The organism is Pseudomonas ogarae (assembly GCF_014268695.2).
Classification (GTDB): domain Bacteria; phylum Pseudomonadota; class Gammaproteobacteria; order Pseudomonadales; family Pseudomonadaceae; genus Aquipseudomonas; species Aquipseudomonas kilonensis.
Window position 1 is genome coordinate 5,576,501 of sequence record NZ_CP077086.1, and the last position, 24,627, is coordinate 5,601,127.

At 60.4% G+C, this 24,627-nt stretch carries 23 protein-coding genes; 13 read left to right on the forward strand and 10 right to left on the reverse strand.

Annotated features, from left to right (window positions below; translation table 11 throughout):
* Window position 1: 1 nt before the first annotated feature.
* From cyoD to hmpA, 6 genes are all read right to left on the reverse strand, one after another.
* Window positions 2–337, reverse strand: coding sequence for a cytochrome o ubiquinol oxidase subunit IV (cyoD, locus tag HU749_RS24565; RefSeq protein WP_014340102.1), 336 nt, complete (start codon window positions 335–337; stop codon window positions 2–4).
* On the reverse strand, window positions 338–964 hold the full coding sequence (locus tag HU749_RS24570) for a cytochrome o ubiquinol oxidase subunit III (RefSeq protein WP_014340103.1): 627 nt from the start codon (window positions 962–964) through the stop codon (window positions 338–340). It abuts the gene before it with no gap.
* A 3-nt stretch (window positions 965–967) separates the two neighbouring features.
* Window positions 968–2,998, reverse strand: a complete 2,031-nt coding sequence (cyoB, locus tag HU749_RS24575; protein WP_046063589.1) for a cytochrome o ubiquinol oxidase subunit I — start codon at window positions 2,996–2,998, stop codon at window positions 968–970.
* A gap of 3 nt (window positions 2,999–3,001) precedes the next feature.
* Window positions 3,002–3,949 (reverse strand): ubiquinol oxidase subunit II, encoded by a 948-nt coding sequence (gene cyoA, locus HU749_RS24580; RefSeq protein ID WP_095962316.1) that lies wholly within the window; start codon window positions 3,947–3,949, stop codon window positions 3,002–3,004.
* 776 nt (window positions 3,950–4,725) lie between these two features.
* Window positions 4,726–5,235, reverse strand: coding sequence for a disulfide bond formation protein B (locus HU749_RS24585; protein ID WP_046063587.1), 510 nt, complete (start codon window positions 5,233–5,235; stop codon window positions 4,726–4,728).
* 320 nt (window positions 5,236–5,555) lie between these two features.
* The gene (hmpA, locus tag HU749_RS24590) at window positions 5,556–6,737 is read right to left on the reverse strand and encodes an NO-inducible flavohemoprotein (RefSeq protein ID WP_079302591.1); all 1,182 of its coding nucleotides are present in this window, start codon (window positions 6,735–6,737) and stop codon (window positions 5,556–5,558) included.
* Window positions 6,738–6,889: 152 nt separating this feature from the next.
* Here hmpA and norR point away from each other — a divergent pair, with 152 nt between their 5' ends.
* The 5 genes from norR to HU749_RS24615 all read left to right on the forward strand — a co-directional run bounded on the left by norR (window position 6,890) and on the right by HU749_RS24615 (window position 11,968).
* Window positions 6,890–8,446 (forward strand): nitric oxide reductase transcriptional regulator NorR, encoded by a 1,557-nt coding sequence (gene norR, locus HU749_RS24595; protein WP_095962315.1) that lies wholly within the window; start codon window positions 6,890–6,892, stop codon window positions 8,444–8,446.
* Between the two features lie 160 nt (window positions 8,447–8,606).
* Complete coding sequence (locus tag HU749_RS24600; RefSeq protein ID WP_014340109.1) at window positions 8,607–9,509, forward strand: chemotaxis protein CheV; 903 nt, start codon at window positions 8,607–8,609, stop codon at window positions 9,507–9,509.
* Between the two features lie 101 nt (window positions 9,510–9,610).
* A complete protein-coding gene (locus HU749_RS24605) occupies window positions 9,611–9,937 on the forward strand; it encodes a hypothetical protein (RefSeq protein WP_095962314.1) in 327 nt (108 codons plus the stop codon).
* A gap of 79 nt (window positions 9,938–10,016) precedes the next feature.
* Window positions 10,017–10,766 carry a YkgJ family cysteine cluster protein gene (locus HU749_RS24610; RefSeq protein WP_046063584.1) on the forward strand — a complete coding sequence of 250 codons (750 nt, stop codon included), beginning with the start codon at window positions 10,017–10,019 and terminating at the stop codon, window positions 10,764–10,766.
* 230 nt (window positions 10,767–10,996) lie between these two features.
* Window positions 10,997–11,968: a 2-hydroxyacid dehydrogenase gene (locus HU749_RS24615; RefSeq protein ID WP_095962312.1), complete on the forward strand. Its 972-nt coding sequence runs from the start codon at window positions 10,997–10,999 to the stop codon at window positions 11,966–11,968.
* A 149-nt stretch (window positions 11,969–12,117) separates the two neighbouring features.
* On the opposite strand, the gene HU749_RS24620 is transcribed toward HU749_RS24615, so the two are convergent.
* Window positions 12,118–13,014: a DMT family transporter gene (locus HU749_RS24620; protein WP_079302596.1), complete on the reverse strand. Its 897-nt coding sequence runs from the start codon at window positions 13,012–13,014 to the stop codon at window positions 12,118–12,120.
* A gap of 136 nt (window positions 13,015–13,150) precedes the next feature.
* Between HU749_RS24620 and HU749_RS24625 the strand changes: the two genes are divergently transcribed.
* The 4 genes from HU749_RS24625 (at window position 13,151) to fecA (ending at window position 18,048) form a co-directional block, all read left to right on the forward strand.
* Window positions 13,151–14,026 carry an AraC family transcriptional regulator gene (locus tag HU749_RS24625; protein ID WP_079302597.1) on the forward strand — a complete coding sequence of 292 codons (876 nt, stop codon included), beginning with the start codon at window positions 13,151–13,153 and terminating at the stop codon, window positions 14,024–14,026.
* Window positions 14,027–14,155: 129 nt separating this feature from the next.
* The gene (locus tag HU749_RS24630; RefSeq protein WP_046063580.1) at window positions 14,156–14,644 is read left to right on the forward strand and encodes a sigma-70 family RNA polymerase sigma factor; all 489 of its coding nucleotides are present in this window, start codon (window positions 14,156–14,158) and stop codon (window positions 14,642–14,644) included.
* 8 nt (window positions 14,645–14,652) lie between these two features.
* The gene (locus tag HU749_RS24635; RefSeq protein ID WP_095962311.1) at window positions 14,653–15,600 is read left to right on the forward strand and encodes a FecR domain-containing protein; all 948 of its coding nucleotides are present in this window, start codon (window positions 14,653–14,655) and stop codon (window positions 15,598–15,600) included.
* 108 nt (window positions 15,601–15,708) lie between these two features.
* On the forward strand, window positions 15,709–18,048 hold the full coding sequence (fecA, locus tag HU749_RS24640; protein WP_095962310.1) for a TonB-dependent Fe(3+) dicitrate receptor FecA: 2,340 nt from the start codon (window positions 15,709–15,711) through the stop codon (window positions 18,046–18,048).
* Window positions 18,049–18,122: 74 nt separating this feature from the next.
* Here fecA and HU749_RS24645 read toward each other — a convergent pair whose 3' ends face one another.
* Window positions 18,123–18,533, reverse strand: coding sequence for an HPF/RaiA family ribosome-associated protein (locus HU749_RS24645; protein WP_014340118.1), 411 nt, complete (start codon window positions 18,531–18,533; stop codon window positions 18,123–18,125).
* Window positions 18,534–19,032: 499 nt separating this feature from the next.
* Here HU749_RS24645 and HU749_RS24650 point away from each other — a divergent pair, with 499 nt between their 5' ends.
* Window positions 19,033–19,350, forward strand: coding sequence for a DUF3509 domain-containing protein (locus HU749_RS24650; protein WP_014340119.1), 318 nt, complete (start codon window positions 19,033–19,035; stop codon window positions 19,348–19,350).
* Here HU749_RS24650 and HU749_RS24655 read toward each other — a convergent pair.
* Window positions 19,347–19,847, reverse strand: a complete 501-nt coding sequence (locus tag HU749_RS24655; RefSeq protein WP_014340120.1) for a phosphate-starvation-inducible protein PsiE — start codon at window positions 19,845–19,847, stop codon at window positions 19,347–19,349. The genes HU749_RS24650 and HU749_RS24655 overlap by 4 nt on opposite strands.
* Window positions 19,848–20,183: 336 nt before the next feature.
* Here HU749_RS24655 and HU749_RS24660 point away from each other — a divergent pair, with 336 nt between their 5' ends.
* Window positions 20,184–20,444 (forward strand): YebG family protein, encoded by a 261-nt coding sequence (locus HU749_RS24660; protein ID WP_014340121.1) that lies wholly within the window; start codon window positions 20,184–20,186, stop codon window positions 20,442–20,444.
* A gap of 67 nt (window positions 20,445–20,511) precedes the next feature.
* Here the strand turns inward: HU749_RS24660 and HU749_RS24665 are convergent, their stop codons facing one another.
* Window positions 20,512–21,903 carry an aminotransferase-like domain-containing protein gene (locus tag HU749_RS24665; protein WP_003205412.1) on the reverse strand — a complete coding sequence of 464 codons (1,392 nt, stop codon included), beginning with the start codon at window positions 21,901–21,903 and terminating at the stop codon, window positions 20,512–20,514.
* Window positions 21,904–22,245: 342 nt separating this feature from the next.
* Between HU749_RS24665 and HU749_RS24670 the strand changes: the two genes are divergently transcribed.
* Together HU749_RS24670 and HU749_RS24675 are read left to right on the forward strand one after the other, a co-directional pair.
* Window positions 22,246–23,451, forward strand: a complete 1,206-nt coding sequence (locus HU749_RS24670; protein ID WP_079302599.1) for a benzoate/H(+) symporter BenE family transporter — start codon at window positions 22,246–22,248, stop codon at window positions 23,449–23,451.
* Window positions 23,448–24,620 (forward strand): NAD(P)/FAD-dependent oxidoreductase, encoded by a 1,173-nt coding sequence (locus HU749_RS24675; protein ID WP_095962309.1) that lies wholly within the window; start codon window positions 23,448–23,450, stop codon window positions 24,618–24,620. The genes HU749_RS24670 and HU749_RS24675 overlap by 4 nt, the downstream gene beginning before the upstream one ends.
* Window positions 24,621–24,627: the final 7 nt, after the last annotated feature.

Here is a 24,627-nt window from a genome sequence, read left to right on the forward strand (position 1 = left end):
CTCAGTGCGCCATCATGTTGGTGTGGATGCTGAACATGATCCACAACGACAGGCCGACCAGCAGGACAATCACGATCGCGGCAAAGACAAACGCGACCACGTTGTTACGTTGGGCGGCGGAGCGATCCAGGTGCAGGAAGTACACCAGGTGCACCAGTACCTGGACCACGGCGAAGATCAGGATGATCCACAGGGTCAGGCTCTTGGGCAGCGACGGGTACATCACCAGGCCGAACGGGATGACGGTCAGGATCACCGACAGGATGAAGCCGATGGCGTAGGACTTGACGCTGCCGTGGCCGGCGTCATGGCCATCATGGGAATGTGCGTTAGCCATTTACAGGGTCCCCATCAGATAAACAACGGTGAATACGCAGATCCACACCACGTCCAGGAAGTGCCAGAACAGGCTCAGGCAGCTCAGGCGCGTCTTGTTGGTGGCAGTCAGGCCGTTTTTATGGACCTGGTACATCATGATCGCCATCCAGATCAGGCCGCTGGTCACGTGCAGGCCGTGGGTGCCGACCAGGGTGAAGAACCCGGACAGGAAGCCGCTGCGGCTTGGACCGTAGCCTTCGGCGATCAGGATATGGAACTCGTTGATCTCCATGGCGATAAAGCCGGCGCCCAGCAGGAAGGTCATGGCCAACCAGCCCAGCACCTGGGTTTTCTTGCCCTTGAACAACGCCAGCATGGCGAAGCCGTAGGTGATCGAGCTGAACAGCAGCAGCGCGGTTTCGCCCAGTACGTACGGCAGTTCAAAGATGTCGTGGCCCGACGGGCCACCGGCAACGTTGTTTACCAGCACCGCGTACACCGCAAAGATCGACGCAAACAGAATGCAGTCGGTCATCAGGTAGAGCCAGAAACCGAATACGGTCATCTCGCCCGAGTCGTGGTGATGGTCATCGTGCCCATGGTCATGACCATGGGCGTGTCCAACAGTGGTCACTAAATTCGACATGGTTTAAGCCTGTTCCAACGAGGTTTCAACACGGGTGGCGGTGGCGGGGACTTTCCCGGCCGCTACCAGGCGCTTGTGCTGCTCGGCTTCGATGCGCTCGATGACATCCACCGGCACCATGTAGCCCTGATCGTCACGGGCGGCATGGATAGTGAAGTACACGACAGTGCCAACCAGGCTGGCGATGGCCAGCCACCAGATGTGCCAGATCATTGCGAAACCGAACACGGTCAGCAGCGCGCCCATGACCACACCGGTAGCGGTGTTGTTGGGCATGTGGATCGGCTCGTACTTGGCCGGAGCCTGGTACGCAGTGCCGGCTTCCTTGGCTTCGGTGAACGGGTCGATGACGTCTGCCTTGGGCAGCACGGCGAAGTTGTAGAACGGCGGTGGCGAAGAGGTCGACCATTCCAGGGTGTGGGCATTCCACGGGTCGCCGTGTTCGCACATGTTCTCTGGCTTCTTGCGGTCACGCACACTGACGTACAACTGGATCAGCTGGCAGGCGATACCGACAGCGATCATCACCGCACCGAACATGGCGACGTACAGGTACGGCACCCACTCAGGGTTGGTGGTGGCGTTCAAGCGACGGGTCATGCCCATGAAGCCCAGTGCATAGAGCGGCATGAACGCGACGAAGAAGCCCGAGATCCAGAACCAGAACGCTGCCTTGCCCCAACCTTCGTGCAGCTTGAAGCCGAACGCTTTCGGGAAGTAGAAGGCGAAGCCGGCGATATAGCCAAACACCGCACCGCCGATGATCACGTTGTGGAAGTGCGCGATCACGAACAGGCTGTTGTGCAGGACGAAGTCAGCACCTGGAATGGCCAGCAGTACGCCGGTCATGCCGCCGATGGCGAAGGTCACCATGAAGCCCAGGGTCCACAGCACGTGGCTGGTGAAACGCAGGCGGCCCTGGTAGATGGTGAACAGCCAGTTGAACAGCTTCACACCCGTCGGGATCGAGATCAGCATGGTCGCCAGGCCGAAGAAGGCGTTGACGCTGGCCCCCGAGCCCATGGTGAAGAAGTGGTGCAGCCAGACCATGAAGCCCAGCACCGAGATCGCGCCGCTGGCGTAGATCATCGAGTGGTGGCCGAACAGTTTCTTGCCGGAGAAGGTCGAGATGACTTCGGAGAAAATCCCGAACGCCGGCAGGATCAGGATGTACACCTCAGGGTGACCCCAGGCCCAGAACAGGTTCACGTACATCATTGGATTGCCACCAAGTTCATTGGTGAAAATGTGGAAATCCATGTAACGGTCAAGCGTCAGCAGGGCCAGGGTAGCGGTCAGGATCGGGAACGAAGCGACGATCAGGACGTTGGCCCAGGTGCAGGTCCAGGTGAAGATCGGCATGTCCATCAGCTTCATGCCCGGGGTACGCATTTTCAGCACGGTGGCGAGGAAGTTGACCCCCGTCAGCGTTGTCCCCAATCCAGATAGCTGTAGCGCCCAGATGTAGTAGTCCATGCCCACGCCCGGACTGTATTGCAGGCCCGACAGCGGTGGATAGGCAACCCAGCCGGTCTTGGCGAATTCGCCAACGCCCAGGGACAGGTTGATCAGCACCACGCCGGACACCAGCAGCCAGAAGCTCAGGGAGTTCAGGAACGGATAGGCAACGTCACGGGCGCCGATCTGCAGCGGCACTGCAAGGTTCATCAGGCCGGTGAAGAATGGCATCGCCATGAAGATGATCATGATCACACCGTGGGCGGTGAATATCTGGTCATAGTGTTCAGGCGGCAGGTAGCCAGGCGAACCCTCGGTGGCCATGGCCAGCTGGGTACGCATCATGATGGCGTCGGCAAAACCGCGCAGCAGCATGACCATGGCGACGATGATGTACATCACGCCGATTTTCTTGTGGTCGACCGACGTCAGCCACTCGGTCCACAGGTAGGTCCACTTCTTGAAGTAAGTGATCCCCGCGAACAGCGCCAGGCCGCCGAGCGCGATGATGGCGAGGGTCACCATGACAATCGGCTCGTGGAACGGGATCGCTTCCCAACTTAATTTACCAAACATCGTTTACTCCTCTGCCCCGGCAGCTGAATGCGAGCTCATGTCCATCCCTTCCATGTTGTGAGCCACTTCCTTCTCTTTCTTCTCGTGGTGCATCGGCTTGCCCGGATTCATCCCTTCATACTTGTCGATGATGGTCTGGAACAGGTTCGGCGTAACCGACGAGTAGAGTTCGACTGGGTTGTTCTGGCTCGGCTTGGAAAGGGCTTCGTATTCAGCTTTTTCAAGCTGTTTAGGTGCCTTCTTCACATCGTTGACCCAGGCGTCGAAATCTTCCTGGGTCGTGGCGATTGCTTTGAACTTCATGCCGGTAAAGCCCGCGCCGCTGTAGTTGGCGGAGATACCGTCGAGTTCGGCGTTCTGGTTGGCGATCAGGTGCAGCTTGGTCTGCATGCCCGCCATCGCGTAGATCTGGCCACCCAGGCCCGGGATGAAGAACGAGTTCATCACGGTGTCGGAAGTGACCTTGAAGTTGATCGGCGTATGAGCCGGGAACACGATCTTGTTGACCGTCGCAATGCCTTGCTCTGGATAGATGAACAACCACTTCCAGTCCATGGAGACCACTTCAATGGTGATCGGCTTGACGTCGGAATCCAGCGGACGATACGGGTCCAGGGCGTGGGTCGACTTGTAGGTGATGTAACCCAGGGCAATGATGATCAGCACCGGAATGGTCCACACCGCCACTTCGATCTTGGTCGAATGCGACCACTTCGGCGTGTAGGTGGCCTGGGTATTGGTTGCGCGGTACTTCCAGGCGAACAGGAAGGTCATGACGATGACCGGCACAACGACCAGCAACATCAGCAGCGTGGCGGTGATGATCAGGTTTCGTTCATCCAGGCCGACCTGGCCCTTGGGATCGAGCAAGGTCATGTTGCAGCCTCCCAGCAGCAACGTGCCGAGCAGCGGCAACAAGCCTAGTAATCGGGGGTACCTGTTTTTACTCATCTCACGACCTCTAAAGCAGCTTGCGCAATGCAGTTGGGTTTTGATCGCCAACACTTCACCCTGCCAAGGGTTGGCATTTTCTTGGATTGAATAAGGGCTGCCCGTCGAACGTCAGAGGCTGTTCGACACATCCTGGGCCAGCAGTGAGTTCTTATTCGTTGGTCAAAGGCCTAGTTCAAGCCCAATTCCATTTGGTGCGGGTAGTTGGAGGCACCGACACCTTGGGGTCGCATGGGGCGCTGGCGCCCTTCGACCACTCTCGTGCTCAAGCTTGAGCCGGGTCGGAAAATCGGTGCGGGCGATTGTAGTGAGCTGAGGCGCTGTAGACCATGTCTCATCCCGAAATAATTTTTATCCGATCCGGCAACAATCTTTCGCCGATATTGCAACAAGCCAGCATGTTATCGAAATTAATTCTCAACAAGAACCCCAAAAAACGTAGGGCTACTACGCCCGATTTAGACAGCTCGGGAGTATCGCGAGGAGGTTATTTACCCGGCAAGCGCCCATTTTTCGGGGCCTCTGGCACCTGACGCTTCGCTGTTAAAAATGCCTGCTGCAGGCAATAGGCAGGTTGCGAAACCAGACGGTTTTTTATTACAGGAAGCAGCGCCTGATCGCCCTTGAAAAGGCTGAGCGCCTCAAGATATGTGACAACATGTCGCACATTGTCGCAGCCTATTCTTGCTTCGGATCAAGGACGATCCGGTTCGAGAGTGAAACGTAAAACGCCCCGGTTCTCCAGGAGAGAAACCGGGGCGTTTCATCAAGGCGTTTCAGCGAAGCTGTTTGCGGTTACGTGACACCAGCAATGGCACCAGCACCACGGTCAAGACGAAAGCCACCAGTGCCCATTGCGCCAGGGACAGTCCCAGGATCGGTGGGTAGGGTGTGGAGCAAAAGCCATCGACCTGGAACCCCAGCGGGAAAATCTTCGCCAGCGGCAGGTCATCGACAATCGGTTGCAACACGTCGATGCCACAACTGACCGCGGGGAAGAACTGGGTGTACACATGATGCCCGGCCACACCGGCCCCGGCCAAGGCGCTGAGCACCACCAGGCTTTCGAAGATCGTCAGGCTGCGGCGGGTGCGCATGGCGGCCCCGATGAAGGCGAAGATCGCGATCAGCAACAGTGCATAGCGTTGCAGGATACACAGTGGGCACGGTGCCTCACCGAGGGCCACCTGCATATACAGCGCACCGCCGATCAGCGCCAGGCAGATCAGCCCCAGTAGCACCAGATAGCGCCGCTCACGGCCTAAGCGCATCATTTCCTCACTCATTGCGTTTCCCTTTGTCTGCATGGATCGACGCGCGGCACGGCGACAATCGCGCGCGGTCGGATGCCCGAAGTCTACACGCAGACCATGACAGTGAACGAGCAGCGGGCGTCGACATTGAAAGGGAATAGACCGCTAGAAGGTTAAGTGCGGATTAATTCTGGTCAGTTGGACCCGGGATGGACCTGCCGCCGCCATCGCGAGCAGGCTCGCTCCCACAGTTTTTTTGCGGTGTTCACAGGAATCGTGTCCAAAGCAAACCCCTTGTGGGAGCGAGCCTGCTCGCGATGAGGCCAACCCGGTTTCCCAAGTTGGCCGCGACCTTATTCCAGTGCCGCCGCCGGGCCGAAGAATTCGTAGCGGCTCTGCTGGTCCGGCACGCCCAAGGCCTTGAGGTGGCGCTTGACCGCGCCCATGAAGCCCTTCGGTCCCAGGAAATAGGCGTCCAGGTCACGTTGCTGTGGCAGCCATTGCGCCAGTTGCTCCTGGCTCAACAGCCCTACCTTGTCGGCCGCCGGGCTCAAGCCGTCGTCTTCGTCGTAGCAGTAGAAGCGCTTGAGCTGCGGATGCCGCTTGGCCAGGTCGTCGATCCAGTCGCGGAAGGCATGGGCACGGCCGTTGCGCGCGCAATGAATGAAATGCACCGGTCGCTCGGTTTGCAGCGCCGCCTGCAACATGGCCAGGGTCGGGGTGATACCGACGCCGCCACTGATCAGCACCAGCGGTTTGTCGCTGGCAGTCAGGTAGAAATCCCCGGACGGCGGGAACAACTGGATGCGGCTGCCGACTTCGAAATGATGATGCAGGTGATTGGACACCCGCCCGCCCGGCTCGCGCTTGACGCTGATACGGTATTGACCATTGTCCGCCAGGGCTGACAGTGAATAGTTGCGGCGCACTTCCTCGCCATCGAGCATGAGTTTCATGCCAATGTACTGGCCCGGCTCGGCCAACAGGATCGGGCCCTTGTCCGCCGGTTCAAAGTAAAACGAAGTGATCTCCGAGCTTTCCTGCACCTTGGCCGTCAGGATGAATTCACGCTCGCCACGCCAGCCGCCCGGGGCCTCGGCCTTTTTGTCGTACATGCCGGCTTCGGCACCGATCAGGATATCGGCCAACTGGTTGTAGGCTGCGCCCCACGCCGCAATCACTTCGGGCGTGGCGATTTCTGTGCCCAGCACTTCGGCGATTGCCCGCAGCAGGCACGAACCGACAATCGGGTAATGTTCCGGCAGGATTTGCAGGGCAACGTGCTTGTTGACGATCTTCGCCACCAGGTCGCCCAATTGATCGAGCTGGTCAATGTGCCGCGCATACATCAACACACCGTTGGCCAAGGCACGCGGTTGATCGCCACTGGCCTGGTGCGCCTGGTTGAATAGCGGGCGCACCTGCGGGTATTCGGACAGCATCATGCGATAGAAGTGAGTGATCAGCGCCTCACCACCGCTTTCAAGCAACGGAACGGTGGAGCGAATGATGGCGCGTTCTTCTCGACTGAGCATAGGGTGACTCCTGGCGTATGAACGATAACAGTTAGGTAAGCCTTATCAGTTTCCATGCCATAAATTTTTGTCTTAAATATCATCTAGTTAAGAATAATGTAGTCATATCGACACAGCCCACCTTATAGTCGTTACGACTACATGGAGTCATTATGACCGCAACCGCCCTGCTGACCTCCCTGCTGCCACTGGTGGCCGATCTGTCCCGCGAACTGCCTGAAGGCGAACGTTATCGGCGCCTGCTCGGCACCTTGCGAGCCCTGCTGCCGTGCGATGCGGCGGCGTTGTTGCGCCTGGACGGCGACTGCCTGGTGCCGCTCGCCGTGGATGGCCTGAGCACCGATACACTGGGCCGGCGATTCCGGGTCAGCGAACACCCGCGCTTCGAAGCGCTGCTGGCCAACCCACAACCCACCCGTTTCGCCGCCGACAGCGGCCTGCCCGATCCGTACGACGGACTGGTCGAGGGGCTCGCCGAGCATCTGGAGGTTCACGACTGCATGGGCTGCCCGCTGTTCGTCGACGAACGGCCCTGGGGCCTGCTGACCCTGGATTCGCTGGATCCGGAGCGCTTCGAGCCCATCGACCTGAGTGCCCTGCAAGCCTTCGCCAGCCTCGCCGCCGCCACGGTCAGCGCCGCCGAACGCATCGAACGCCTGGCCTTGAAGGCCGAGGACGAGCACCGCCGCGCCGAGGTCTATCGCCAGGCCAGCGGCCAGCAACCTCGCGACATGGTCGGCCAGAGCAAGGCCCACAAGCGCTTGGTGGAAGAGATCGCACTGGTGGGCGGCAGCGACCTGACGGTACTGATCACCGGCGAAACCGGCGTGGGCAAGGAACTGGTCGCCCAGGCCATCCATGCCGCGTCGAAACGTGCCGAGCAGCCACTCATCAGCCTCAATTGCGCCGCCCTGCCCGATACGCTGGTGGAAAGTGAACTCTTCGGCCATGTACGCGGCGCCTTCACCGGGGCCACGAACGACCGGCACGGCAAGTTCGAACTGGCCGACGGTGGCACCTTGTTCCTCGACGAAGTGGGTGAATTATCCCTGACCGTCCAGGCCAAGTTGCTGCGCGTGCTGCAGAGCGGCCAACTGCAACGCCTGGGCTCGGACAAGGAACACCGGGTCGATGTGCGCCTGATCGCGGCCACCAATCGCGACCTGGCCGAAGAAGTGCGCAACGGCCGTTATCGGGCCGACTTCTACCACCGCTTGAGTGTGTACCCGCTGCAGGTGCCGGCACTGCGTGATCGCGGGCGGGACGTGCTGCTGCTCAGTGGGTTCTTCCTGGAACACAATCGTTCGCGCATGGGCCTGGGCAGCCTGCGCCTGACCAGCGACGCCCAGGCCGCGCTGCAGGCCTACGACTGGCCGGGCAATGTGCGCGAACTGGAACACCTGATCGGCCGCAGCGCCTTGAAGGCCTTGGGCCGGTGCGCGACGCGCCCGAAAATCCTCAGCCTCAGCGCCCAGGACCTGGATTTGCCCCAGGCCCCTTTGGACAGCCCCGCACCTTCGTCCATCAACCCGACACCGACCGCGCAGGGCGTAACGGGGGACTTGCGCGAAGCGGTGGACGAGTTCCAGCGCACGCTGATCGCTGCCTGCCTGGAGCGTCACCAACACAACTGGGCCAGCGCCGCCCGGGAGCTGGGGCTGGACCGGGCGAACCTGGGGCGGATGGCCCGGCGGTTGGGGCTTAAATAGAAACCTGTGGGTTGGCACACTCAAAGGAAATTTGAGCAAGTGAATTGGGTTACCGACGGCTTTCGCCCTAAAGCCTGTCCCCAACGAGTCGATAACCCAATATCACAAGCTGTTCTGGCGATCGGTATGCTCGCCCCACCTTTTTCCACAGAAGGTTTTTATGTCTTCCAACAAAGCCCGCGCAGATTCACTTTCGCTTCTGCTGTTTACCTTGCGCAGCGGCAAGCTGATGGCAATCAACCTGCTCAAGGTCAGTGAAATCATTCCCTGCCCACCGTTGACCAAGCTGCCGGAGTCGCATCCGCACGTCAAAGGCATCGCCACCCTGCGCGGGACATCGTTGTCGGTGATCGACCTGAGCCGCGCCATTGGCGAGCGGCCGCTGGAAGACCCGGATGGCGGCTGCCTGATCGTCACCGACGTCAGCCGCTCCAAACAGGGCCTGCATGTGCAGGCGGTAAGCAAGATCGTGCATTGCCTGACCACCGACATCAAACCGCCGCCCTACGGCTCCGGCGGTGTGCGTTCGTACATCACCGGCGTGACCTCGGTGGACGGCACGCTGGTGCAGGTACTGGACATCGAAAAGGTCATCCACGGCATCGCACCGGCACAGATCGAAACCGCGCCGACCGAACTGAGCATGGAAGACGCCGAGGTACTGGGCAACGCACGGATCCTGGTGGTCGATGACAGCCAGGTCGCGCTGCAGCAATCGGTGCACACCCTGCGCAACCTCGGCCTGCAATGCCACACCGCCCGCAGTGCCAAGGAAGCCATCGAGTGCCTGCTGGACCTGCAAGGCACCGCCGAACAAATCAACCTGATCGTATCCGACATCGAGATGTCGGAGATGGACGGGTACGCCCTCACCCGGACCCTGCGCGAAACACCGGACTTCGCCCACCTCTACGTGTTGTTGCACACCTCGCTGGACAGCGCCATGAACAGCGAAAAAGCCCGACTGGCCGGCGCCAACGGCGTGCTCACCAAGTTCTCCTCTCCGGAACTGACCAAGTGCCTGATCACAGCGGCCAAGGCCGTTGCCGAGCAAGGTCACTGAGCCATATCGGTTGCTCGCTTCTGCGTTCCAACGCGGGAGCGATCACCGTCCGACAACCTCAGGCATACTCTTGTCCTGGCTTCCCGGAACAAGGCGCCCTGATGAAAAACCGTCTATTGATTCTCCTTGGCCTCACTGTCCTGGCCTCCCAGGCTCATGCCTCCAGCCCGGACGCCTGGGCCACCCACGACAAAGCCGTGCTGGCCAGTTGCATCCAGGCCAGCGGTTTGAAGAGTGCCGAGCCGGTGGGTAGCGCCGCTCAATTCGACGACCGGGTCGGCTACACCGCGCTGTTGCTGCAAGGCCAATATCCGCAGAAACACATGAAAAGGGCGATCGGCACCGAGTTGTGCCTCTACCGCAAAAAAACCAAAACCGCCTACGTGACCGAGTGGGACTCGATCCGCCCTGCCGCTACCGACCGGTGAGTGGCGCATAACTTGCTTCGCACGGTCCATCACGGCGTTTTTCTGTCGCCGTCCCCAGCTTTCTGCGACCGGGCGCTCAATGAACACAACGTTTTCCTGTGTAGGGTGCGGCAAATGCTGCACCGATCACCATGTACCCCTGACCCTCGACGAGGCCCGGATGTGGGCTGGCGACGGCGGCCAGGTGATTGTCCTGGTGGAAGCCTTCCTGCCCAACGGCCTCGGCCTGCCGGCAGGGCAACGCGAGCATGCCGAGCGCCGCTCGGCGGTGGTCCACAGCGGCAGCACCGAGGCCCTGGTGGCGATCACCTTTGCCGCCTACAACGTCGGCCGTTGTCGCAATCTTGACGAAGAAAACCTGTGCCGCATCTATGAGCGCCGCCCCTTGGTGTGCCGCATCTATCCGATGGAAATCAACCCGCACATCCCCCTCAATATCGCCGTCAAGGAATGCCCGCCTGAGTCGTGGGAAACCGGACCACAACTGATACTCGGCGGTGAACTGGTCGACCAGGAGCTGGTCCGGTTGATCGAGCGTTCACGCCAGGCCGACCGTGAAGAAATCGCCATCAAGGACCGCATCTGCGCCGCCCTGGGCATCCGCACCACCGCGCTCAAGGGCGACGGCTTCACCGCGTATCTGCCGGACATGAGCGCATTCGTGGCCGCCCTCGATCAGGCGCGCCTGCAACCTGCGCAACAACACATCAGTGAGTGGCAGTTCCATCTGTCTGGCGATGATATAGCCAGCCAGGTATCGGCCAGCGGCGCGCGGGTGGTCACTGAAGCGCCGGTCAATTACGCCTTTATTTCACTGCGGGCGGCATAAGAATTTTTAGTGTTTACAAAATCTGAGCCCACCACAAATCAAATGTGGGAGCGGGCTTGCTCGCGAAAGCGGTCTGGCATTCAAAATCAATGCAAGCTGACCCGACGCCTTCGCGAGCAAGCCCGCTCCCACAGGTGGCGTTTGCGATATCCCAATCAAACTCTCTCTCGCCTAACCCTCGCCAGGAATGTTAGCGTGCTTGGTATCTTCTCCCCGACGAGCCTTGCACGATGAAAAAAACCGTACTTGCCTTCAGCCGTATCACGCCCCAGTTGGTCGAGCGCCTGCAACAGGATTTCGACGTGATCGTGCCGAGCCCGTCCAAGGGCGATATCAACGCACAGTTCAACGAAGCCCTACCCCACGCCCACGGGCTGATCGGGGTCGGTCGCAAGCTGGGGCGCGAGCAGCTGCAAGGCGCGACGAACCTGCAAGTGGTGTCCAGTGTGTCGGTGGGCTACGACAACTATGACCTGGCCTACTTCAATGAGCGCGGGATCATGCTCACCAACACCCCCGACGTGCTCACCGAAAGCACCGCCGACCTGGCCTTCGCCCTACTGATGAGCAGCGCCCGGCGCGTGGCCGAACTGGACGCCTGGACCAAGGCCGGGCAATGGCAGGCGACGGTTGGCCCGCAATTGTTCGGCAGTGATGTACATGGCAAGACCCTGGGTATCGTCGGCATGGGTAACATCGGTGCGGCCATTGCCCGGCGTGGCCGGCTGGGGTTCAACATGCCGATCCTCTATAGCGGCAACAGCCGCAAGACCGATCTGGAAAACCAATTGGGCGCACAATTTCGCTCGTTGGATCAACTGCTGGCCGAAGCCGACTTCGTCTGCCTCGTGGTGCCGCTGAGCGAGAAAACCCGCCATCTGATCGGTCAGCGTGAACTGGGCCTGATGAAATCGAGTGCCATCCTGGTCAACATTTCCCGTGGCCCGGTGGTGGATGAGCCGGCGCTGATCGAAGCCCTGCAGAACAATCGCATCCGCGGCGCCGGGCTGGATGTCTACGAGAAAGAGCCGTTGGCCGAATCGCCGCTGTTCCAGCTGAAAAACGCCGTTACCCTGCCCCATATCGGCTCGGCCACCCACGAAACCCGTGAGGCCATGGCCAATCTTGCCGTGGATAACTTGCGCAGCGCTTTGCTGGGCGAGCGACCGAAGAACCTGGTCAACCCGCAAGTCTGGAAATAGAACACACCGTGGCGAGGGAGCTTGCTCCCGCTGGGCTGCGCAGCAGCCCCTTTCGGAATATCTGAAGCAGCGCGGTGACAGATACACCTTGGGGTTGCTTCGCAACCCAGCGGGAGCAAGCTCCCTCGCCACGGAATTATCACTAGACGTTATGTCAGCGCGACTTTCGCGACCACTGGTCGGGGCTTGCGAAACACCAGCACGTTCCCCAGCATCACCAGCACCAACCCCACCAATGCCGGTGCCGTCCACTGGTAGCCCTCGGCAAACGCCGAGACGTTCAACGCCACCACCGGGAACAGGACCGTGCAATACGCCGCCCGCTCTGGCCCCATGCGCCCCACCAGCGTCAGGTAGGCGGTAAAGCCGATCACCGAGCCTGGAATCACCAGGTACAACAGCGAGCCGATGTAGCGCGTGTTCCATTCCATGTCGAACGGGATGCCTTTAAACGCACACCACACCGCCAACATCGCCGCGCCATAGGCCATGCCCCAGGCGTTGGTGGTCAACGGCTTGAGGCCGGCTTTCTGTTGCAGGCTCGAGAGCATGTTGCCCGCCGAGAAACACAAGGTGCCCAGCAACGCCAGCGCCAAGCCAAGCAAGGTTTGCGGGCTGGCGCTGTGGCCGGCCAGTTCCGGCCAGAACAGCAGCGCCAGCCCCGAAAGCCCCAGGGCGCCACCCAAAAGCACGTTGCGCGCGATCCGCTGACCGAAAAATACACGGGCATTGAGAGCGTTCCAGAGCGTGGCGGTGGAAAACACCACGGCGACCAACCCACTGGGAATCCATTGGCTGGCGGTCAGGAAGCACATGAAGTTGATGCAGAACAGGCACAGGCCCTGGGCAACGCAAATCAAATGGCCGCGCCGGTTCATCGCCTGCAAGCGCCGGCTGAGCAGGAGCATCGCGAACAGGATCAACGCCGCGAGGCCAAAGCGATAAACGATCGAAACCGGGATGGCGACCACACCCAATTGCAATTTCAGAGCAATCCAGGTGGTGCCCCAGATGAGCACGGTAAGCAGGTACAACGAGAGGTTCATGACGGCGACTCCTGGCAATGGCCCCCAGTGTCACGCCGCCATTGGACCGGCGCTTGCGTAAACTTGCGGTTTTGTCGGCAGACAGGCTGGCATGGATCGGCCGACGGAGTAGGATGCAAGCGTTGGAGAACCGATCATGTCCACACTGCAAACCCTGCAAGTCTTTCAAGCCCTCAACAGTTCGCCCAATGCTCGCCTTGAGCACAGCGCCGAGCTCGGGGACGGCTTGGCGGCCGCTTTGTGGAGCAATCACCACGACGCCCAGGACTACGAGGCGCCGACCCACCATACGCTGTCATGCTACATCGCTGGCGGCACCGGTACGTTTCGCCGCGAGCGACCCGATACCACGGGCGCGCCGGGCAAACTGTGCGTACTGCCCGCCGGACATCAATCGGCCTGGGTCATCAACGGCGACATTCGCCTTGCCCACCTGTATTTCAGCGCTGAACAATTCGCCCTGGGGTGCGTCACGCTGCTGGACCGCGAACCACGGCAGGTGCAACTGCACGAGGAGACGTTCCTCGACGACCCGCGACAGGCACAGCGTTTTCGCCAGTTGATCAACCTGAACTGGAATGAGCCCGCCGAGCGCCTGCTCTGCACCAGCCTGGCCCATGACCTGCTCGGGCATCTGCTGCTCAGCCAGGTCAGCCCGCGACAAGGACTTCGCTTGAAGGGCGGACTGGCCCCTCATCAGCGGCGAATGCTGAGGGATTACATAGAAAGTCATCTGGCGGAAGCCATCAGCCTTGGGCAACTGGCGGCGCTGTGTGCATTGTCCGAATACCACTTCGCCCGGATGTTCCGCGAAAGTTTCGGGTTGCCACCGCATCAGTACGTGCTGGCACGACGGCTTGCCCTGGCGCGACATTTGTTGCGCAGCACTTCACAACCGTTGGGCGACGTGGCACTGGCCTGCGGATTTGCCAGCGCCAGTCATTTCACCAACCGTTTTCGCCAGGCCTTGGGCGCGAGTCCCGGGGAGTATCGACAGGCGTTCTTGCGCTAGACATCATCCTGCACCGGTCAAATGAAACAACCAGGCACTCATCCCGATTGCCGTAGCCACCGTCGCACCCCTACAATGCGAACAATTCTTGTTCTCTAGCACAGCTCATCGCTGTCGGGATGCTCCTCGTTGCCGCCTGCACACACCGTCGAAGTGCTCTACAACGCCCATCACAGCTGGCTCAACGGCTGGTTGCGACGCAGGCTCGGCTGCCCCGAAAGCGCTGCGGACCTGGCACAGGACACGTTTATACGGGTACTGACCGCGCACGACCCACAACCGATCCTCGAACCTCGGGCTTTCCTCACCACCATCGCCAAGCGCGTGTTATTCAACCACTACCGTCGCCAGGACCTGGAGCGTGCCTACCTCGATGCACTTGCCCAACTGCCCGAGCAAGTGGCTCCGTCGGAAGAGGAACGGGCGATCATCCTGCAAACCCTGCTGGAGCTCGATCAATTGCTCAATGGCCTGCCGCGTGTGGTCAAGCGGGCGTTTTTGCTGGCTCAGGTCGACGGCCTGACCTACAACGAGATCGCCCGCGAATTGGGTATTTCATTGGCGACGGTCAAGCGTCATCTGAACAAGGCAGCGATGCGCTGCTACTTCGCCTTGTGAACCCGCCGATGCACAGCGCGCCGAATGTCAGCGCGCAAGTCGCCGAACAAGCCGTGCACTGGTTTCTGGAGATGCAGCAAGGCCCTCTCGATACGCGCCAGCAGCAAGCCTGGGAGCAGTGGCTCAATGCTCATAGCGAACATCGCCGGGCCTGGGAGCATATCCAGCGGGTCAATCAGCGGCTGCGCAATGTGTCCTCTCCGTTAGCCCATGCGACCCTCAATGCACCAAAGTCCGCTGCGCGGCGTCGGGCACTCAAGATGTTACTGGTGCTTGGCGCTGGCTCAGCGTTGACCTGGGGCCTGCGTGAACGCCAGTTGATGCCACCCTTGATGGCCGACTTTCGCAGCCCGGTGGGCGAACGGCGGCGCCTGACGCTGGATGACGGCAGCCAGTTGCAGCTCAACAGTGGCAGCGCGGTAGACATTCGCTTCGACGCTCAGCGTCGCTTGATCCACCTGCTGGAGGGGGAATTGTTGTTGACGACTGCCCGGGACCCTCGGCCCCTGCAAGTGCTGACCGCCCATGGTCTGCTGGAAAGCCGCAACGCCCGGTTCAACGTACGCGAGTATCCGCACCATACCCAGGTGGCGGTGCTTGAAGGCGAGGTAGACATTCGTGGCCGACACGGCCCGGCGTTGTTGCTGGCGACATCACGGCAATTGAGCGTTGGCATCAACGGCGCCGGGCCCGCCACGGCGCTGGATGCCAATAGCGGCGCCTGGACGGAAGGCATGCTGATAGCCGCGCACATGCGCCTGGCGGACTTTCTCGACGAACTCGGTCGCTACCGACGCGGCCAATTGCGCTGCGACGAAGCGGTTGCCAACCTTCTGATCTCTGGCACTTATCCGTTGGACAACAGCGAACGAATCCTCGATCTGCTGGAAGTCAGCCTGCCAGTAACAGTGCGCCGCTTTACCCGCTATTGGGTCTCGGTCGAGGCTCGCACTTGAACCTTGGCCGCACACCTGAAAAAAGTGACGCGCCAGTGAGCCGTTTTCCACACCTCGGGTGACAGAGAAGGAAAGCACTTCGATACAACCTTCTCGGGATTCTCATCCATGTCGCAGCAACCCACCCGTCTCACCCCGCTCGCCCGTACCGCGCGTCAATTGCTCCTTGGGGCCAGCTTGAGTTTCGTCGCACTGCCTCCCGCACAGGCGGCAGATGCCAAGGCCTATCACATCGCGCCGTCGTCACTGGAGAATGCCCTCAATCAGTTCGGACGCGAGGCCGGGGTGTTGATTTCCTTCGGCTCGCAGACGACCGCAGGCCTGCAAAGTCGCGGTCTGGAAGGCAACTACAGCCCGGAGCAAGGGCTGAGCGCGCTGCTCGAAGGCACAGGCCTGCAAGCCCGGCCCGAGGGAGACAACGCCTTCAGCCTGCAACCGGCCGCCAGCACCGCGCTGGACATCGGCACCACCACCGTGGTCGGTGACTGGCTCGGCGATGCCGCGCAAGCCAACGTATTCGAACACCCCGGAGCCCGTGACGTCATCCGTCGTGAGATGTTCGAACGCCAGGGCGCAACCCAGGCGCGAGATGTGCTCAATCGCATTCCCGGCGTCAACGCACCGGAAAACAACGGCACTGGCAGCCATGACATGGCGCTGAACTTTGGTATCCGCGGGCTCAATCCACGCCTGGCCTCACGCTCCACGGTGCTGATGGACGGCATCCCGGTGCCTTTCGCACCGTACGGCCAACCGCAGCTATCGTTCGCGCCGGTCAGCATGGGCAACATGGACGCGGTGGATGTCGTGCGCGGCGGCGGCGCGGTGCGCTACGGTCCGCAGAACGTCGGCGGCGTGGTCAACTTCGTGACGCGGGCGATTCCCGATGCGCCGACGGTAAAGGGCGGTTTCCAGACCGAGACCAGCCCGTCCTCCAGCCATGACGGCTTCAAGACGTCCTCCAACCTGCTGGCCGGCGGCACCGCCGACAACGGCCTTGGCGGCGCCCTGTTGTACTCCGGCACCCGCGGCGGCGACTGGCGCGAACACAGCGACACGCAAATTGACGACCTGATCCTCAAGGGCAATTACCAGTTGGACGAGGCCAACAGTTTCAACGCCATGGCCCAGTACTACGAAGGTGAAGCCGACATGCCCGGCGGTCTGAATGTGGCCGACTACGACGCCAACCCGTATCAATCCACGCGTCCGAACGACCGCTTCTGGGGGCGTCGCACCCTGGTCAATTTCGGCTACCGCTACCAACAGGACCGTCGAGAATTCACCGCCAGCACCTTCTTCACCAAGACCTTGCGCAGCGGCTACCTGGACCAGGGCACCTTCCTGTCCCTGTCGCCGCGCGAATATTGGGTCCGCGGCCTGGAAACCCGTTTCGCCCAGGGCTTCGACCTTGGTCCGACCAGCCATGAGGTTGGCGTCGGCTATCGCTACATCAACGAGGCCGGCCACGAACTGCGTTACCGCACGCCGATCGCCAGCAACGAATTGCCGACAACCTCCAGCCGCAACGATCGTGATACGCGTGGCGGCACTGAGGCCAACGCATTTTTCATCGATGACCGGATCGACATCGGCAAATGGACCATCACGCCGGGTGTTCGCTACGAAATGATCGAATCGCAGCAGACAAACAATTTGACGAACGTGAAGTACAAGGGCGACTACAACACTGCCCTGCCAGCACTGAACGTGCTGTATCACCTGACCGACGAGTGGAATCTGTATGCCAATACCGAAGGTTCGTTCGGCAGTGTGCAGTACAGCCAGATGCCCAACCGTGTCAGCAGCGGCGAAGTGAAGCCGGAAAAGGCCCGCACCTGGGAACTGGGTACCCGCTATGACAATGGCAACCTGCGGGCGGAGATCGGCGCGTTTCTGATCAACTTCGACAACCAGTACGAAAGCAACCAGACCAACGACTCGGTGATCGCCCGAGGCGAGACCCGCCACCAGGGCATCGAAACCAGCATCAATTACGCCCTCGACGACCTGAGCCCGGCGCTGGCCGGTTTTGACGTGTATGCCACCTATGCCTTCGTCGATGCCACCATTCGTGAAGATGGACCGAACAAAGGCAACCGAGTGCCATTCTCATCGAAGCACAAAGGCACACTGGGCGTGGGTTACACGGACGGGCCATGGAAGCTGAACCTGGACAGCACCTATCAGAGCGCGCAGTTTGCCGACAACGCTAACACCCGCGCCGAAAGCGCCGACGGCAGTACCGGCAATATCCCAGGCTATATGCTGTTCAGCAGCCGCGCCGCGTATGATTTCGGCCCGAAACTGTCGGACCTGAACGTGGCTGTGGGCGTGAAGAACATCTTCAATACCCAGTACTTCACCCGTTCGTTCGATGACAACAACCGGGGCAAATATGTCGGTGAGCCGCGCACGTTGTATGTGCAGACATCCGTGGCCTTCTGATTCAGGATCGCTAAACAAGACGGGCCTGCGATTGCAGGCCCGTCTGTTCGGTGAGTAAGTTTAAGTGATCGCGCTTAGCCGTTGAGTGCGGCCCGTTCGTTCTCCAGGAATTCTTCTTCCAGCATGGCATCAGCCAGGGCAATCGACTCGGTCGGACCGTTGACGGCGGCGCGCTTGACGCGCAGTTTGCCAAACAAATGCTCCAGGGCATTTTCAAGTTTGCTCGCCGCGCCTTCGATCGCCAGTTCCAGCGATTCGGCCTTGTGCGTCACGGAAATCGGCTGATGGCCCTTCGGCCGTGCTTCAAGCTGGCAACGCAGATCATGGGGACCGGGCTTGTCGCCGTTCTCGTCCCGCAAATGAACCTCGACCCGTGTCAGGTCCTCTTCATAACGTTCGAGCGTGCTTTCGATGGTAGTACGTACCCACTCCTCCAGTCGGATGCTGCTTTGAATATGGTTATCGCTGTTGACTTGGATTTGCATAGTTCATCCCTTATTTCAGCTAGCTCGCCGGGGGCCGTCGACGTTGATGCAACGGCCCCTTGAATACAGAGTCGGGCTGGCGGAAGAACAATTCAACCCCTGGAAAAAGATAAATATTCATACGCAAATAAAGCCAGACAACGGGCAAAAGCGCTGTTAATGTCGGGAGTTGCCCCGCCCTGCTACCCCTACGCAAATCGCCCCCCTTCCTGCACCGTCAACGAACATCCGCACGTCATTGCCCCGAAACGGGCAGGCGCATTCCAGAGCGTTCCGCGCTTGGACGCCGGAATCATTGTCCGACATTTTTTCCGGCATGCCCCTTGCTAACTCCCTGTAGGAGCTGCCGCAGGCTGCGATCTTTTGATTTTTGAAGCCTGCCTGGTCCCAGGAATCTTGAGATGAACACGATCATGGAATGGCCGATGGTCTGGTGTTGCGAACTAATCCCGATCACGGCCGGTCAACAACTGCACGTTCAATCAGGCGGTGACGCATCATGGACAACCCTTTTCAGATCATTACCGACGCTTTTGCGCCGCATTATCAAATCAACCTGAGTATCCAGGGCCTGGATGGCAGCATCATGCTGACCCTGTCCAAGAGCGGGCGCGTCGTCGCCAAACGCATGATCAGCGCCCAGCAGCGCAACGACCCGGAACGGCTCAAGCGCCTGGTGCAAAGTATTCAGTTCGGGATCGCCATCGAGCAGGGCCACAGTGCCGTGGCCATCCTCGAAGCCATGACTGGCGGTGACAACATCAAGCTGCCACCACCGCACGCCCAGGGGCCGGCGTCCTCGGCCGTCGGGATCTAGATTTCTCCTTTCTCCACTTCGGCATGCTCGCTGGTACCCGCACCGACCTTGCGGTGCGGATGCTCGATCTTCACCGAAGGGAACTGCGACGAAGCGTAGCGCACCACCAGGATCGAAAACGCCAGCAGCAGGATGCCACCGCACAGGTAAATGATCCCCAGGTCGGGCGGGCTGTGGTGGGAGACGTTGGAAATCAGCAGCCGCGTCAGCGCCGTGATCGCCACATAGATCAGAAACCGTACCGGCATGTGGTTGGTCTTGAAGTAGATCCCGACCATGGCCCCCAGTTCCAGGTAGATGAACAGCAGCAGGATGTCATCGATCTTGATGTGTCCTGCCTCGATCATCTGCAAGAACTCCATCACCGCCGCCCACGCGGTCACCGCACCGATGGCGAACAGCGCCAGGTAGTGGAAGGTCTCGACGAACAGGTTTCCCAGGGACTCGGCCAGTTGATGGACGTTCTGGCGCAGGTTCTCGGCCCAGTTGATTTTCACGATGTAGTTTCCTTAGGTCGACTCGACCGGATGATGCGGGTTGGACGTGACGGTTGTTCTGCATGCAGAAAAAAGGCCAGCGACTGAGGGTGAGATGGCGATAGGCTGGCATCCGGCACTTTGGAGAGTTTCATGCGGCCTGATCGCGAGCAAGCTTTGCTCCCACACAAGCTTTGCTCCCGCAAACTTTTCACCCACAAGCTTTGCCCTCACATGCCGAAATCGGTCTACATTAAAAAGCCACTATCCAAAGCAACAGGATTCGCTTATCCTTTTGCCTGTATATAAATACAGTAGTCACAAAGACAACCAATGTGAAGGCATGTGAGGTGGTGAATGGCCGTCGAAGTGGTATACCGCAGCAGCCGAGATCTGGAGCGCTTGTTCATGGATAAAGCCGAAGCTGACCGTCATGACAAAATGCTGGAACTCGCCGAATTGCTGGCCGAGGTGTTGCAAAAAGCCGTTCCATCGCTGAGCGAGAAACAGGTCGAGGAGGCCGGGATCTACATGGCGAAGAATCGTGATGTGTTCGCCAAGGCATTCAAGAGCCAACCGGACGCCTTATCCGAACTGCTCAATCCGTCGGACGAATAACTAAAAAAGATCGCAGCCTTCGGCAGCGCCTACACCACGTAGGCGCTGCCGAAGGCTGCGATCTTTTTCAGTAATAACGACGTGGGTCTGAATCGATCAGGCTGGCCAGCTTGGTCAGGGCGAACCGCAGTTCGTCCTGGCTGGTGGGGGACATCAACACCAGCCGCACGCACCGAGTGGTACCTGAACGCTCAGCCTGGAACTGGGTGCCGCTGAGCACCAGTACGCCGTTGGCCCGGGCGAGCATGGTGAACTCGTCGCTGGTCCATGGCTCCGGCAGCGTCAACCAGACGTGATAGGAATATGGCTGGGTCTTGAGCTCGAAATTGGCAAAGATTTCCCGGGCAATGGCTTGCCGCCCCGCCGCCTCGTTGCGCTGGATGCGGATCAGTTTCTTGTCCAGGCCTTCGGTAATCACATTGCTGGCCAACTGCGCGGTCAACGGCGACGGCATCCAGACACTGCTGCGCACCATCGAGGTCAGGCGCGACAGCAGTTTCGGCGGGCTGTAGATGTAACCGACGCGAAGCGCAGGCATGACCGATTTCGACAGGCTGGTCAGGTACACCGAACGGTCCGGCGCAAAAGCCGACAGCGGCTTGATCGACGGATCGGTGGCGAGGAAGCCATAGATGTCATCGTCCAGGATGATGAAGTCGAACTCCTCGGCCAGCGCGGCGATCTGGGCCCGACGCTTCTGCGACATGATCGCCGCCGTCGGGTTCTGGCAGGTCGCCACGCAAACCAGCATCGCCGGCTTCTCGCGCAGGCACAGTTCGCGCAAGGCTTCGGGAATGATGCCTTCGTCATCCATCGGCACGCCACGCAGGCGGCGCTCCAGGCCATGGGCCAGGGAAATGATGCCGGGGTAGCAAAGCGCTTCGCAGAGCACCAGGTCACCCGCGTTGGTCAGGGCGCTCATCGCGACCATCAAGCCATGCTGGGCCCCTGCGGTGATCACCACTTGCTGCCATTGCGCGTCGGGCAATGAATGACGCAACCATTGCGCCCCCGCCTCGCGATGCGCCGGGTGCCCGCCATCTGGCGCGTAATCCAGTGCGCGAGCGAAATCGGTGCTTTTTGCCATGCCCACCAGTGCGCCGCGCAGCCAGTACTCCAGGGTTTCGCTGTAGGGCTTGATGATCGAAAGATCGAGCAGTTCGGATTGCCCCAGGTTCAGCGGCGCGGAGGCGCTGTTGCTGGCCGGCAGTTCCAGTTGCTTCTGGTTGAGCACGTACGTGCCACGCCCCACTTCCCCCTGCACCAACCGACGCCGATGAGCCTCGCTATAGGCCCGGCTGATGGTGCCCGGCGTGACATTCAAGGTGGTGGCCAGCTCCCGCAAGGTCGGCAGGCGATCGCCCTCGTTCAGCACGCCGTTGTTGATATCGCGCGCCAACGCATCGGCAATCGACAAATACATCGGCTGGCTGAACTCGCTTAGCTGGGGAACCCACATGAATGATCACTGCCCATCGTAGAAATGATGAATATCCGAGCATATCACATGGAGGTTAGGCAACTAATAATTCGACACAATCAACCCATTGAATCGATTGATACGATTATTGAATCGTTTCTCGATGCGACATGGAGAATTTTTTGCAATAAGTAATATCCATTTAAATCAAATAGTTAATTCTTTGAAGGAGCGAAAATAGCCCGTCAGAGCAGAAAAATATCTCGTAACAATCCCGCCCCCTATTGAATCAACTCAATCCATTCAAATACACTGATCTCGAATCGAAGCAATCGACTCAATCATTCACTGCGCGCTCCTGTCGCGCCAAGTCGAGACATCATGGACACATTCAGAAAGGATCTATCCCTGTCGGCGATCATCGCGGGCTTCATCGCCGTGATCATTTCCTACGCCGGCCCGCTCATCATCGTGTTCCAGGCAGCCAAGGAAGCGCACCTGCCCAACGACGTGGTGTCTTCATGGATCTGGGCCATTTCCATTGGCAGCGGGATTACCGGCCTGTTCCTGAGCTGGCGCCTGCGTGTTCCGGTCATCACCGCGTGGTCGACACCGGGGGCGGCGTTGCTGGTGTCGATGCTGCCTACCGTGACCCTGCCCCAGGCCATCGGTGCCTATGTGGTGGCGTCGGTGATCATCGCGCTGGTCGGCCTGTCCGGTGCGTTCGACAAATTGATGAGCCGCCTGCCCAAGGCCATTGCCGCCGCCATGCTCGCTGGCATCCTGTTCCGCTTCGGCGCCGAGCTGTTCACCTCGATCAAGCTGCAGCCGGCGCTGGTGTTGGCGATGATCGCGGCGTACCTGATCTTCAAGCGCTTTTCGCCACGCTACGCGATCCTGTCGGTGCTGATCGTCGGTTGCGCGGTGGCCGCCTCGTTCGGTGAACTCAACAGCACCTCGATCACCATCGCCGTGGCCCAGCCGGTCTTCATCGCCCCTGAATGGAACTGGCACGCAATCATCAACATCGGCCTGCCACTGGCGCTGGTGACCTTGACCGGCCAGTACGTGCCAGGCATGGCCGTGTTGCGCACCTCGGGCTACAACACGCCAGCACGCTCGATTATTTCGGTCACCGCGATTGGCTCGATCCTGATGGCCCCGTTCGGTTCCCACGGTTTGAACCTAGCGGCCATTACCGCAGCGATCTGCACTGGCCGCGAAGCCCACGAAGACCGCGATAAACGCTACATGGCCGGGATCGCCTGCGGGGTGTTCTACATTCTGATGGGTACCTTTGGCGCCACCCTGGCCTCGGTGTTCTCCGCACTGCCGAAAGAATTGATCGCCTCCCTCGCCGGCCTCGCCTTGTTTGGCGCGATCAGTGCCGGGCTGACCGGTGCCATGGCTGACGAGAAACAACGCGAAGCTGCCCTGATCACTTTCCTGGTGACGGCTTCGGGCATGAGTTACCTCGGCCTGGCCGCCGCGTTCTGGGGCTTGATCTTCGGCCTCGTGGCGCACTTCGTGCTGACCTACACCCGCGAACGCAAAGCCGCCGTTATCGCCGAGGGCAGCCGACCATGACCGCTCGTTACGACTTCATTGTGGTCGGCGGCGGCATCGCCGGCGTCTCAGCCGCTTATGAATTGGCAGCCCATGGCAGTGTCTGCCTGCTCGAACAGGAACAGCAACTGGCCTACCACACCACGGGGCGTTCAGCCGCGATCTCGATGGAAAGCTACGGCAACCAACAGATCCGCTCACTGACCTGCGCGTCCCGGCGCTTTTTCGAGAACCCGCCCGAGGGCCTGGCCGAGCATCCGCTATGGTCGCCCCGCGGCGCGCTGATCGTGGCCCAGGCGGCACGGGTGGACAAACTCAAAGCGCGTTTCAGCGCGGTCTTGGGGCAAGTGCCCACGGCCGAGCTGCTCGACGACAAGCAAGTGCAGGAGCTGGTGCCCTACCTCGCCGAAGGCGCCTGGAGCGCCGGGATCTACGAGCCCAGCGCCTTCGATCTGGATGTGCATGGCATCCACGGCGCCTACCTCGGTGGGCTGCGTGCCCGAGGTGGTGTGATCAAGCGCGAGACCGAAGTGCTGCGTGGCGAATATCGCGACGGGCACTGGCGCTTGCACACCCAGGACGGCCAGCAACTGCAAACAGCCATAGTGGTCAACGCCGCCGGTGCCTGGGCCGATGAATTGGCCGAGCGTTGCGGCGTGCCCAAGGTCGGTGTCCGACCGTTGCGGCGTACCGTGCTGGCGGTCGATCCACAGTGCGACGTGCACCACACGCCCTACCTGGGCACGGTCGACGAGGACATTTTCATCAAGCCTGAAGCCGGGCGGCTGATCGTCTCCCCCTGCGATGAAAGCCCTTCGTTGCCCTGCGACGCACTGCCGGAAGAACTTGACCTGGCCATCACCATGGATCGCCTGCAAAACACCACGCGCCTGCGCCCGCGCTCGATCATCAACAAATGGGCGGGCCTGCGAACCTTCGTCGCCGATCGCTCGCCGGTGCTCGGCCAGGACCCACAGCAAGAAAGTTTTATCTGGCTCGCCGCCCTCGGTGGCTACGGCATCCAGGCCGCGCCCGCCATTGCACGCCTGTGCAGCCATGCGGCGCTGGGCATCGCCATGCCGGACGACCTGGCGGCGCTGCAACTCAACTACCAGCATTTTTCCCCGGCCCGTTGCCGCGACGAGGAATTTTCCAGCCTGGCCGTCAAGCAGGTTGCCGATTTGCACTAACCCCCAT

Coding starts and splice junctions, on each gene's coding strand:
- HU749_RS24615 (WP_095962312.1), top strand. CDS start 10,997: ATGAAAAAAACCGTACTTGCCTTCAGCCGTATCACGCCCCAGTTGGTC.
- HU749_RS24585 (WP_046063587.1), bottom strand. CDS start 5,235: ATGAGTGAGGAAATGATGCGCTTAGGCCGTGAGCGGCGCTATCTGGTG.
- HU749_RS24610 (WP_046063584.1), top strand. CDS start 10,017: ATGAACACAACGTTTTCCTGTGTAGGGTGCGGCAAATGCTGCACCGAT.
- HU749_RS24635 (WP_095962311.1), top strand. CDS start 14,653: ATGCACAGCGCGCCGAATGTCAGCGCGCAAGTCGCCGAACAAGCCGTG.
- cyoA (WP_095962316.1), bottom strand. CDS start 3,949: ATGAGTAAAAACAGGTACCCCCGATTACTAGGCTTGTTGCCGCTGCTC.
- HU749_RS24660 (WP_014340121.1), top strand. CDS start 20,184: ATGGCCGTCGAAGTGGTATACCGCAGCAGCCGAGATCTGGAGCGCTTG.
- HU749_RS24645 (WP_014340118.1), bottom strand. CDS start 18,533: ATGCAAATCCAAGTCAACAGCGATAACCATATTCAAAGCAGCATCCGA.
- HU749_RS24625 (WP_079302597.1), top strand. CDS start 13,151: ATGTCCACACTGCAAACCCTGCAAGTCTTTCAAGCCCTCAACAGTTCG.
- HU749_RS24600 (WP_014340109.1), top strand. CDS start 8,607: ATGTCTTCCAACAAAGCCCGCGCAGATTCACTTTCGCTTCTGCTGTTT.
- HU749_RS24570 (WP_014340103.1), bottom strand. CDS start 964: ATGTCGAATTTAGTGACCACTGTTGGACACGCCCATGGTCATGACCAT.
- norR (WP_095962315.1), top strand. CDS start 6,890: ATGACCGCAACCGCCCTGCTGACCTCCCTGCTGCCACTGGTGGCCGAT.
- cyoD (WP_014340102.1), bottom strand. CDS start 337: ATGGCTAACGCACATTCCCATGATGGCCATGACGCCGGCCACGGCAGC.
- hmpA (WP_079302591.1), bottom strand. CDS start 6,737: ATGCTCAGTCGAGAAGAACGCGCCATCATTCGCTCCACCGTTCCGTTG.
- HU749_RS24675 (WP_095962309.1), top strand. CDS start 23,448: ATGACCGCTCGTTACGACTTCATTGTGGTCGGCGGCGGCATCGCCGGC.
- HU749_RS24670 (WP_079302599.1), top strand. CDS start 22,246: ATGGACACATTCAGAAAGGATCTATCCCTGTCGGCGATCATCGCGGGC.
- HU749_RS24605 (WP_095962314.1), top strand. CDS start 9,611: ATGAAAAACCGTCTATTGATTCTCCTTGGCCTCACTGTCCTGGCCTCC.
- HU749_RS24620 (WP_079302596.1), bottom strand. CDS start 13,014: ATGAACCTCTCGTTGTACCTGCTTACCGTGCTCATCTGGGGCACCACC.
- HU749_RS24665 (WP_003205412.1), bottom strand. CDS start 21,903: ATGTGGGTTCCCCAGCTAAGCGAGTTCAGCCAGCCGATGTATTTGTCG.
- cyoB (WP_046063589.1), bottom strand. CDS start 2,998: ATGTTTGGTAAATTAAGTTGGGAAGCGATCCCGTTCCACGAGCCGATT.
- HU749_RS24650 (WP_014340119.1), top strand. CDS start 19,033: ATGGACAACCCTTTTCAGATCATTACCGACGCTTTTGCGCCGCATTAT.
- fecA (WP_095962310.1), top strand. CDS start 15,709: ATGTCGCAGCAACCCACCCGTCTCACCCCGCTCGCCCGTACCGCGCGT.